Consider the following 10,075-nt stretch of genomic DNA (forward strand, 5'->3'; position numbering starts at 1 on the left):
AGTTTTTGCTTCCCAATCTGCGTTTTTAAAATTTGATTAAAATTTTACGTCGCCGCACATATCCTTTGCCCGTCTCTTTTCGATATACAGCGCCTACTCCTCGCTTCCCTCCGTTCGCACGATCAGGCTTTTTGGAAGGCGGAATTTCTCGATGATCTCGCACTCCTTGGCGCGCATCTGTCCGTCGTCGCTTTCGTGATCGTAACCTAGCACGTGCAGCATGCCGTGCGTAAAAAGCAGCGCCGTCTCGTCATCCCTGCCGTGCCCCAGCTGCGCGGCTTTCAGCTCTACGAGGTCTAAATTTATCACGACCGAGCCGAGTAGCATGGGGGCGAAATTCCCGCCGTCAAAATTTTCATTTTTTAAATTTTCATCGCCAGGACTTTCGCCCTCGGAATTTTCAGAATTTATAGTATTGGAATTTTCACTCGCAGAATTCACGGTGCCTGTATTTTCACTAGCAGAATTTGCAGCGTTTAGAATTTTGCCGCCGCTGTTTTCATGCGCGGAATTCTCCTCGCTCAAACCCTCGCTGAAGCCCGCAAACGCCGCAGGATCGAGCGGGAAGCTCAGCACGTCGGTCGTCTTATCTATGCCGCGCGTTTGCGCGTTTAGCTGCCGCATCTCCTCGCCGCGCACGAAAATTAGCTCGACGCTCCCGCCGCCCAGCTCCGCCGCGATAGCGTCCAAAATTTCGGGATAGGGCTGCTCGCAAAGTATCATTTTTACCCCTCTTTTATAAAATTTTCGTATAATTTTAGCAAAAAAAGGACGAAAATGAGAGCTTTATGCGTGATCAGCGGCGGCATGGACAGCGCGACCTGCGCCTATATCGCGAAGCGCGAAGGTTACGAGATCGTGGCGCTGCATTTTGATTATAATCAGCGCACGATGGGCAAGGAGCGCGAGTGCTTCGGTAAAATTTGCGACGATTTGGGGGTCGCAAAGAGGTTCGTTTTAGACGCTCGCTTCATCGCGCAAATCGGCGGCAGCGCCCTTACGGACGGCGCCTTGCCGATCAGAAAGGGCGCGGCGGAGCTTTGCGGCGCGGCAAATTCTACCGACGCCGAGCTTGATAGTGTGGCAAATTCCAAGAATGCTGAGCTTAGTAGGCAAAATTTTATCGAGACAAATTCTGCCGCCGAATTAGATGGGCAAAATTCTATCGTGGCGAATTCTATTAATGCCGAGATTGGCGGGCAAAATTTTGCTGCGTCAAATTTCATGACGAGCTCTGCGGGCGCTACGCTCGGCGTATATTCGGCGCGAAGCGGTTGCGCGCAGAGTAGTGAAATTTTAGTGCAAGACGGTGAAATTTCACTAGGGGGCGATGAGCCTTCGCCGCAAGGCGGTAAAATTTTAGCCCGCGACGACAAAATTTTATCGCAGGGCAGCAAAATTCTGGTTCAGGAAGGTGAAATTTCACTTCAAAGCGGAGCCGAGTCGCAGCAGGGCGATAAAATTTCATCAAAGCGCGCAGAGGGTGAAATTTCATCGCAAAACCAAAGCGATAAAATTACACCGCCAAGCGGCGAGAGCGTGTTTTCGGATCTGCCGAGCACCTACGTGCCGTTTCGCAACGGCGTGTTTTTGAGCATCGCCGCCGCGCTCGCCGAGAAGGAGCGCTGCGACGCGATTTTCATCGGCGTGGTGCAGGAGGATAGCAGCGGCTACCCCGATTGCAGCGCGGGCTTCATCGGCGCGTTTGAGCGAGCGCTCGATCTGGGCACGAGCCGCGACTTTCATCCGCGCATCAAAACCCCGCTCGTGCACCTTAGCAAGGCGCAGATCGTCTCGCTGGCGCTTGAGATCGGCGTGCCGCTGGAGCTTACGTGGAGCTGCTACGAGCGCGAGGACGCTGCGTGCGGGCTTTGCGACAGCTGCCTGCTGCGGCTTAAAGGCTTTGCGGGCGCCGGCGCAAAAGATAAAATCCCCTACGCGATAAAAATTTAGACATGCCGCGGCGAAATTTACCGAGCCCGCGTAGCTCGGCGTGTCATCGCAGCGCCTGATATGTGCGGGTTTTGAATACGTAGTGCCGCATAGTTTATAGCGGGATTTCAAACATACGGCGGCGGCCTGCACTTTAGCGCGCGCCGAGCTGCGACTGTAAATTTAAACTGCGCTTTGAAATTTGAAAAATTTTAATGCGAGCGTTGCGCACGGTTCAAAGCGAAAATCAATTATAAATTTAACTCCTACGCTATATTATTGGCGCATAGGCGGATATAAACATATCGTATAAATTTGAATTCTAAATTTCTTAAGGAGGAGAGAATGGCGTTTGTTGCCGAACATATTTCGAAAGAGGACTTGAAGAAATATAATGTTATAGACACTGTTAATAAAATTAGGACAAAATTTAGAAAACCTTTATTGAGCGATCAAGATATTAGATGGTTAAATTGGGTAGTAGATAAACAAAAACAGACCTATCTTATCTTTATCGGTAGCCCTCAATTACCGGATCCACGAGATGGCTATACGGGCGAGGATATTTGGTTGCTTCATTATAAAGGTAAAAATATCGAGCTTGATATAAGGCGAATTTATGATGAGACAACGAGTAAATATTTCACGGAAAATCCATTTAAAATCAAATATAAATTCCAAAGCGTAAATTCTGACATTGGAGATATTTCGACAGATGAGCTTTATGAAATTTTAAATGAAGCCTTGTCTGAGTATGGTAGTGGCGGTATTGAAAATAGGGAATATGTTCCAAAAGAACACGAAGTCGTAACTTTTCTGCACGATTAAAATTCAAAGAATCGATGAGCTGCGTTTAAATACATCTGATATTTCAGTATCAAATTTAATTTTTCTATGCGCTATAAAAACGCCCCACTCTTTTTTATATTCGTTTATTATCTCATCGGATGTTTTTTCTCCCTTATCGACCTTGATAAGATCGATTATATCTTGCTCGTTTGCAAACATACCCTCTATCGCGTGGTTACAGATGATAGATCTGTTTTGCTCGTATTGTTCTGCGCTCAGCTCGTCTTTATATTTTTCAAGTATAGCCAAACTATTTTCTAAACTATAAACTTCCGGATATTTTTGCATGCTTTATCCATAACAATATAGAAATTTTATCAGCTACGGCGTCCTATTAAAAAACAAAGCTTAAGCAGGCAGGCGCACTTTTCTGCTACGAATAGCTTGCAAGTAGTTCGCACTTCGCCGCAGCTAAAGCAGATAACTATTAGATGACGGGAAATTTTACCGCAAGTAGCTCACAAATAAATTTAACAAAACCCTTATCAAGCAAAAAAACGAAGGTAAAAGCCGTCAAATAAAACTGCTACTCCCTTACGATGAAAGCTCCAGTAAACTTGCCATTATGCGCGAAATCTCTCGCCTCATCCTCGCTCTTAAATCCACTTAAAAAGACGCGATAAATCGGCGCGCCATCTATGCTAAATTCTTTGATGATCGCAGGATATCCCGCCGTGCCGTGGTAATCGCGCTGATAAATTTGTGCGCCGCTTCTGTTTCTAAACGCACCGATTTGCACCATAAAATTTCCGCCGACGATGGTTGCTTTCGGCGAGCCTTTAGCAATAGTGCGCCCATAAAAACCCACTACTTCGAGCTTTACAGGCGCCGTACCTTTGGCAAATACGCCTACTAAATTAGCAGCTGTTTTGCTAAGATCGATGATGCGACCATCCACGAATGGACCGCGATCGTTGATGCGCACGGTTGCAGTAGCTCCAGTGTCGCGATTCGTGACCTTTACCATAGTATTCATTGGATAGGTTTTGTGCGCGGCGGTCATGCCGTTCATATCGTAAATTTCGCCGTTTGAGGTGTATTTGCCATGAAAATTCGGCCCATACCAGCTGGCGATGCCGATTTGAGTGTCACCGACGCTTACTTGCTCTGGATAGTAGGTTTTGCCGTTGATTTTATAAGGGCGCATGGTGGCGGGAGAGTTTTTGCCGATCTTGTCCGCACCGCCCGCAGACGATCTAGAAGGCGGTGCGGTGCGAAACGAGCAACCGGCAAAAATCAGCGCAAAAAGCGCACTAAAAAGAGCGATTTTCTGGTACGACACCTACGATCCGATCTTATTTGTTGAATTTTATATTATTTAGCGCTATTTCGTTTTTGTCTTTAAGGCTAAGCTCGTTCGCCAAACCTGCTAACACCCGTCCTGGCTTACGCTGTTTCAGACGTGGCTCATACGCTTGAAACGCGCCTTGATTTACGACAAATTCTGCATATTTGCTTTGTGGGATATAAAAGAAGTACTTGCCGTTAAGCGGCGAAATTCCGTTTTTAATATGCGCGTTGTAATCCTGCATCTGCGACGGCGAAATTCCGATCTGTTTTGCAACTGCGCTTAGCTTTGTGCCCGGAGCTACTGCGATACGCTTTAGCCCCCACGGCTCGCTTTCAAAAAGCAGAATTTTACGCATATTTTCATTTTGAGCAATGTAAGCGTATTTAATAATGCGCTTGATAAAATTCTTAGTCTCATTAGGAAGTGCAGGACTTTTTAGCAAGCGATCCAGATCATCGCTGCCAGTAGCTGCAATCGCATTTTTAAGCTTTTGATCGCCACAATTATACGCCATTAGCGCTAAATACCACTTGCCAAAATTTTGCTTCAGATGCAAAATATACGAAAACGCAGCATCCGTAGAGGCTGCGGGATCGCGACGCTCATCTACTGCACTATCTACTCTAAGACCGAAATTTTTTGCGGTCGCCGGCATCAGCTGCCACATACCACCTGCGCTAGCGCCTGATGTGACCGTATTTTTAAGATGAGATTCTACCATTGCCAAATACAATAAGAATTCTGGAGCTTCAATGTTATCGACCTCGGATTTGACCAAGTAGGCATTATGCGACTGCGAGGTCACGATATGCTTAAACTGCTTGCGATCGCTTGCATTGATCGCACGGAATATGCCCGCGACTACGTTTTTGCTCGATTCGTTATTTTCGATGCCGAATTGATTTAAAATATAGTCGTGATTTGCGCGCATCAGACCGGGCTGGCTCGCAAACGCTTCGCCCACTAAAAGTAGGGCTAGCAGTATAAATTTTATGGCTTTCATATCTCTCCTTTGATTTTATCGCCAAAAAGCCTACAGGCGTTTTGAGTCGTTATTGCTTCGACCTCTTCTACGCTTAGGCTTAAAATTTCCGCGACTTTTTCTACCACGAGTCTCGTAAATGCAGGCTCGTTGCGCTCGCCGCGATGCGGATGCGGGGTTAGATATGGTGCATCCGTCTCGATTAAGAGGCGCTCTTGCGGAATTTGCGGTAAGATCTCAGCTAAGTTTTTTGCATTTTTGAATGTCAAAACTCCGCCGATACCGAAGTAAAATCCGTATTCGCTAAGACCTAGCAAAAGCTTGCTGGCATTGAAGCAGTGCAAAACACCGCCGCATAAATCGCCGGCACGATCTTTTAGAATTCCAAAGCTATCTTCGTTTGCTTCTCGGATATGGACTATAAGTGGTTTTTGAAGTTGTGTTGCTAGATCGATTTGTGAGATGAAGGCGTCTTTTTGGCGGGAGATTTCTAAGGCTTTGGTTTCCTTGCTCTCTTGCTGCTTAAGTCTGAAGTAATCAAGCCCGCATTCGCCAACGCCCACGCATTTGGGATCGTCAGCATACCGCTTCAGCACCTCCATATCGAAAGAATCTATCTCGTATGGGTGTACCCCTACGGCAAAATACACATTATCCCGTGCATGCGAAATTTTACATGCCTTATCTAGGTCTGCTACATCGGCACCGGGAATGATGATGCTACGCACGCCTGCAATCGTGGCGCGCTCAATCACCGCGTCCAAATCGGCGTCGAAACTAGCATCGTCTAAATGGCAATGTGTATCTATAATCATAAAACTCACTTGATAAAATTTTTCGAAGCGGATTTTACGTCGTTTTGCAAAATCACACTTAAATTTAAATTAAACACGGTATTGTAGCAAAAAATTTCAGATTTAAACTTAAGCTTAAAATTCCTTCAGCTTTGCCTTAGTTTTTTAGCGAATTCCAGGGCTTCTGCAGTAATAGTCTCGCCGCTTATCATACGAGCTAGCTCTGTTATTTTCTCATTTTCGCTTAATAATCTCACGCTAGATTTGCCGTTCGTTTTACTTACTAAAAAGTGTGACGCAGCCTTTGAGCTAAGCTGCGGCTGGTGCGAGATCGCAAAAATTTGATAAAATTTTGAAATTTTTACCAGCACGTTTGCGATACTCATCGCCTCTTTTCCGCTTAAATTTGAATCAATCTCGTCTAAGATCAAAATTCCCTCGCCGTTATTTGTAAGCTCCAAGCTTGCCGCGATGAAAGCAAGGCGTAGGCGGTTCGTTTCGCCTGAGCTTAAATTTTTAAATTCCGTCTTGCACAAGCTGACGCAAATTTCGTCTGTGCCGCACTCACTAAGCGCCGTAGGCTTAAAACTAAGCTCCACTCCGTCCATATAAAGCTGCTTTAGATAGGAATTTATCAGATCCTCGAGCCGTTTTTTAGTGCTCTTGCGAGCCTCGCTGATTTTTTCGGCAAGGATAGCGGTGCCTTCGCTAAGACGTTTAAATTCCACTTGCAACTTGGTTTTTTCAAAGCTTAACTGCTCGTAATGCTCAAGCTCTTTCTTGCGCGCTTCAAGCGTAGCTAAAGCCTCTTCTACGCTTCCGTAGCGCCTATTTAGCGCGCTAAGAGCTTCGATACGATCTAAAATTTTCTCTATGTCGATATTTTCGAGCTCGTCTAAATTTAAACTTTCCTGCTTTAGCCGCAGCTCGTTCATCGCATCCTCAAAAAACGCGCTATCCAGTCCGCTAAGACTTAGCGCTTCGATGACGCTGCGCTCCAACTCAAAAACACCCTGCGCCCTAGCCCAAAGTTCCTCGATCTTATCTTTTTTACTAAGCTTTTTTTTGATCTGCAAAAGCTCCTCATATTCGCCGATCTTAGGCGATACGCGCTCGATTTTTTCAATCTCGAAGCGAGCAAATTCCTTTAACTCCTCGATCTTGCGCTCTTGATCCAAAATTTCATCCAGCTGCTTTTTTGTGCGGCTAAATTCCACAAAAGCGCTTTGGAGCTCCGATAGGCTTTGCGCGTGCGCCGCATCTTTTTTCGCGGCGATAAAATCAAGTAATTTTAGCAAGCTGTCGCTACTCATTTCGCCGGCGTTTTTCGCGCCTAAAAATTTCACGTATTCGCCGGCGATCGTGCTTAGATTTTTTTTCGAGACTGATTGAGAATTTATAAAGTATCGCAAGCTACGCTCTTTTAGGACGCGAAAGGTATTTGGCGTATCGTTTATCAAGCCGAAATTTTCCATATCAAATTTATGCTCTACGTCCGCTTCTATGAGCTCAGCCTCGCATTCTTTAAGCCCGAACACCGCTAAAATAGCGCCTATTAATACCGATTTACCCGCGCCGCTGATGCCTGTAAATACGCTAAGTCCCGGGCCAAAACTAAGCTCGCTCTCGCAAAAACCTAGATTATTTTTAATATAAATTCTTTCTAGCATCCGCCGTGCCCCCATCTGAGTTTGGCTTTTAAAACGTCGAAATAATCGTAGCTTCTGCGTTTTATTAAATTTGCCTTTGCATGTGAAATTTTAGCGCTTACGCTGCTAAATTCTGCCATATCAAAAACGTCTTGTCCGTCTATGACGACGCTAACTTCGGAGCTTCCGGCGTTTTTGAAACTCACGAGATACTCTTTTGGCAGGATCAAAGGCCGCTGCGTTAGGCTATGCGAGCAGATCGGCGTGATGCAAAACACGTCGCACAGCGGATAGACGATAGATCCGTTCGCGCTCATATTATACGCGGTCGAGCCCACGGCGGAGCTTACGATCACTCCGTCGCCGTAGTAGGTGTTGAAATATTTTCTATTTAAAAATGCGTCGATCTTCGCCATCGAGGAGATGTGGCTGCGGGTGATTACGACGTCGTTAAATGCGGTCTTGCGGATGATTTTGCCGCCGCCGTTTTCCAGTATCACTTCGAGTAAAAACGGGCGCTCGATCTCGTATTCGCCGCGCAAAAATTCCTTTAAAAATTTTGCGAATTCGCTAGGCTGCACGTCCGTTAAAAAGCCCAAAGTACCCGCGTTGATACCCAAAATAAAAGCGTTTTTGTCGCTTAGCAGCCTCGCAAGCCCGATGAGCGTGCCGTCGCCGCCGAGGCTGATTAAAAAATTGGTCTTTTTTAAAATTTCTGCAAGCGTATACGGCTTAAGGCCGAAAAATTCCGCTCCGTCCTCTTCAAGCAAAAGCTCAATACCTTGCGCTTTTAAAATTTCGCAAATTTGCTCTGCGACGGGGCGAATTTCCTCCGATTTTTTGGCTATCAGCCCTGCAAATTTTAAATTTTCGTGGATTTTGTTTTTGCTTTCCATTTTTCTACTTTCGGGCGCTATTTTATAAAAAATTAGCTTTGTAAAAGCAAAATTTAACTATAATCGGCTCTTGAAATTTTATTAAAAAGGAGTAATTTTGCGAAGTCATTACTGTGCCGATCTAAGTAAAAACGAGGTCGGCAAAGTCGTAACCGTGTGCGGCTGGGTAAATTCTTACCGCGACCACGGCGGCGTGATTTTTATAGATTTGCGCGACCGAAGCGGGCTTTTACAGCTAGTCTGTGATCCCAAAGATAGCCACTCGGCATACGAGGTAGCAAATACCGTGCGAAACGAATTCGTTCTAAAAGCCGTCGGCAAGATCCGCGCTCGCGGCGAAGGGCTGGAAAATCCAAATTTAAAAACCGGCGACATCGAAGTCGTAGTAGAAAGCTTAGAGATCGAAAATCCGAGCAAACCGCTTCCTTTCGTAATCGGTGATAAAAGCGTCAATGAAGAAACGAAGCTGAAATATCGCTTTTTGGATCTGCGCGCCGAGGGCAGCTTCGATAAATTTAAGATGCGCTCCAAGGCTGCGATCGCCGCGCGAAATGCTCTTGATAGGCTAGGCTTCGTCGAGGTCGAAACGCCGATCTTAACGCGCGCTACGCCTGAGGGCGCTAGGGATTATCTGGTGCCTAGCCGCGTCTATCCGGGCAGCTTCTACGCGCTTCCGCAAAGTCCGCAGCTTTTCAAGCAGCTTTTGATGTGCTCGGGCTTTGATAAATACTTCCAGATCGCGCGTTGCTTTCGCGACGAGGACCTGCGCGCCGACCGCCAGCCGGAATTTACGCAGATCGATATCGAGATGAGCTTCAATACCCAATACGACGTAATGCGCGTAGCCGAGGAGGTTTTAAAGGATATTTTCAAATCCTGCGGCCGCGAGATCGTCACCCCTTTTAGACATATGGAGTATAAGGACGCGATGGAGCTTTACGGCAGCGACAAACCCGATCTGCGCTACGATATGCCTTTCATCGACGTAGCCGATATTTTTGAAAAATCGAGCAACGAAATTTTTTCAAATTTAGCCAAAGACCGCAAAGCCAACCGCGTAAAAGCGCTCAAAGTCGAGGGCGGCGATCTGAAATTTAGCAAGCGCCAGATGCAAGGTTTTGAGGAATACGTGAAAAAATTCGGCGCGCAGGGCCTTGCGTTTATCCAAGTAAAAGAGGACGGTCTAAAGGGGCCGCTAGTAAAATTCTTTGAAAAAAGCGAGCTGGACGAGCTCATCAAGCGCTGCGAGCTAAAGGTCGGCGACGTCGTATTTTTCGGCGCGGGCAAAAAGAAAATCGTGCTTGATTATATGGGCAGATTTAGAATTTTCCTCGCAAACGAGCTTGGTCTCATAGATCCGAACAGGCTTGAGTTTTTGTGGGTCGTAAATTTCCCTATGTTTGAGCAAAACGACGACGGCAGCTACTCCGCGATGCACCATCCTTTCACGATGCCAAACAATCCCGACGAGCCTGATTTAGAGGACATTACCTCGATTGCCTACGACGTCGTGCTAAACGGCATCGAGCTTGGCGGCGGCAGCATCAGGATTCACAAAGCGGACATTCAAGAGAAGGTCTTTAGGCTGCTTAAGATCGAGCCTGCAGAGCAGAGGGAGAAATTCGGCTTCCTGCTCGATGCACTAAGCTTCGGCGCACCTCCGCACGGAGGTATCGCAATCG

The 10,075-nt window shown here is 46.5% G+C and carries 9 protein-coding genes and 2 pseudogenes; 4 read left to right on the plus strand and 7 right to left on the minus strand.

What is annotated here, in order from left to right; genetic code table 11:
- Positions 1 to 93: 93 nt before the first annotated feature.
- Positions 94 to 723: an rRNA maturation RNase YbeY gene (gene ybeY, locus Q0256_RS09010; RefSeq protein WP_297962345.1), complete on the minus strand. Its 630-nt coding sequence runs from the start codon at positions 721 to 723 to the stop codon at positions 94 to 96.
- A gap of 54 nt (positions 724 to 777) precedes the next feature.
- Between ybeY and Q0256_RS09015 the strand changes: the two are divergent.
- From Q0256_RS09015 to Q0256_RS09025, 3 genes and pseudogenes are all read left to right on the plus strand, one after another.
- A pseudogene (locus Q0256_RS09015) lies at positions 778 to 1,044 on the plus strand (7-cyano-7-deazaguanine synthase); the annotation flags it as partial.
- A 489-nt stretch (positions 1,045 to 1,533) separates the two neighbouring features.
- Positions 1,534 to 1,953 (plus strand): annotated as a pseudogene (locus tag Q0256_RS09020) (7-cyano-7-deazaguanine synthase); the annotation flags it as partial.
- A gap of 324 nt (positions 1,954 to 2,277) precedes the next feature.
- Positions 2,278 to 2,760, plus strand: coding sequence for a hypothetical protein (locus Q0256_RS09025; RefSeq protein ID WP_297962347.1), 483 nt, complete (start codon positions 2,278 to 2,280; stop codon positions 2,758 to 2,760).
- A gap of 3 nt (positions 2,761 to 2,763) precedes the next feature.
- On the opposite strand, the gene Q0256_RS09030 is transcribed toward Q0256_RS09025, so the two are convergent.
- From Q0256_RS09030 to Q0256_RS09055, 6 genes are all read right to left on the minus strand, one after another.
- On the minus strand, positions 2,764 to 3,069 hold the full coding sequence (locus Q0256_RS09030; RefSeq protein WP_297962349.1) for a hypothetical protein: 306 nt from the start codon (positions 3,067 to 3,069) through the stop codon (positions 2,764 to 2,766).
- 238 nt (positions 3,070 to 3,307) lie between these two features.
- Positions 3,308 to 4,063, minus strand: coding sequence for a septal ring lytic transglycosylase RlpA family protein (locus Q0256_RS09035; protein ID WP_297962351.1), 756 nt, complete (start codon positions 4,061 to 4,063; stop codon positions 3,308 to 3,310).
- A gap of 13 nt (positions 4,064 to 4,076) precedes the next feature.
- Entirely contained in the window at positions 4,077 to 5,075 is a 999-nt protein-coding gene (locus tag Q0256_RS09040; RefSeq protein ID WP_297882548.1) for a lytic transglycosylase domain-containing protein, read from the minus strand.
- Positions 5,072 to 5,869 (minus strand): TatD family hydrolase, encoded by a 798-nt coding sequence (locus Q0256_RS09045; RefSeq protein ID WP_295151491.1) that lies wholly within the window; start codon positions 5,867 to 5,869, stop codon positions 5,072 to 5,074. Before Q0256_RS09045 ends, Q0256_RS09040 begins: the two co-directional genes overlap by 4 nt.
- Positions 5,870 to 5,994: 125 nt before the next feature.
- Complete coding sequence (locus Q0256_RS09050; protein WP_297962353.1) at positions 5,995 to 7,518, minus strand: AAA family ATPase; 1,524 nt, start codon at positions 7,516 to 7,518, stop codon at positions 5,995 to 5,997.
- Complete coding sequence (locus Q0256_RS09055) at positions 7,512 to 8,393, minus strand: NAD(+) kinase (RefSeq protein ID WP_297962356.1); 882 nt, start codon at positions 8,391 to 8,393, stop codon at positions 7,512 to 7,514. Before Q0256_RS09055 ends, Q0256_RS09050 begins: the two co-directional genes overlap by 7 nt.
- A gap of 97 nt (positions 8,394 to 8,490) precedes the next feature.
- Between Q0256_RS09055 and aspS the strand changes: the two genes are divergently transcribed.
- On the plus strand, positions 8,491 to 10,075 hold a 1,585-nt coding region (gene aspS / locus Q0256_RS09060; protein WP_297962358.1), incomplete at its 3' end, for an aspartate--tRNA ligase.

The organism is uncultured Campylobacter sp. (genome assembly GCF_937949835.1).
Classification (GTDB): domain Bacteria; phylum Campylobacterota; class Campylobacteria; order Campylobacterales; family Campylobacteraceae; genus Campylobacter_B.